Source organism: Streptomyces doebereineriae (assembly GCF_031845645.1).
In the GTDB taxonomy this organism is placed as follows: domain Bacteria; phylum Actinomycetota; class Actinomycetes; order Streptomycetales; family Streptomycetaceae; genus Streptomyces; species Streptomyces canus.
Genome location: NZ_JAVREZ010000289.1, coordinates 1 through 455, shown reverse-complemented (window position 1 = coordinate 455; position 455 = coordinate 1). Strand labels below are relative to the sequence as shown.

The 455-nt window shown below is 77.1% G+C and carries 1 protein-coding gene and 1 pseudogene; both read right to left on the bottom strand.

Annotated elements, in window-relative coordinates; translation table 11 throughout:
* Positions 1-138 (bottom strand): annotated as a pseudogene (locus tag RNB18_RS51935) (PucR family transcriptional regulator); the annotation flags it as partial.
* A 91-nt stretch (positions 139-229) separates the two neighbouring features.
* On the bottom strand, positions 230-455 hold a 226-nt coding region (locus RNB18_RS51930), incomplete at its 5' end, for an alpha/beta hydrolase (RefSeq protein ID WP_311721048.1).

The following is a 455-nucleotide window of genomic DNA, read 5'->3' as shown; positions in this document are numbered from 1 at the left end:
GGCGAGCACGGCCGCGCCGCGCACCAGCGACTCCAGGCCCGCCCGGCTCTCGGTGAGCCGGTCGAAGTAGGAGATGACCTGGACCGCGGCCCCGGCGTCGGGATCCACCGCGGTCAGCCGTCCGGCCAGCTCTCTCATACGTTCATGGTGCGGTATGCGGCAGGGGAGGGGGAGCCCGCGGCCGGTACCCGTACCGCGCGGGCCGCGGCCCCCGCCCGCCCCCGCGCCCTCACCCCTGGCCCAGCGCCCGCCGCACCCACTCGGTCTGTGCGGCGCGGGACGCCCGGGACACCGCCGCCTGGGGCGCGAAGCCGTCGAAGCCGTGGAACCCGCCGGGCCAGACATGGAGTTCGGCGACCCCGCCCGCCTGCCAGATCCGGGACGCGTAGGCGACGACCTCGTCGCGGAAGGTCTCCGCCGAGCCGACGTCGAGGAAGGCGGGCGGCAGGCCGCTC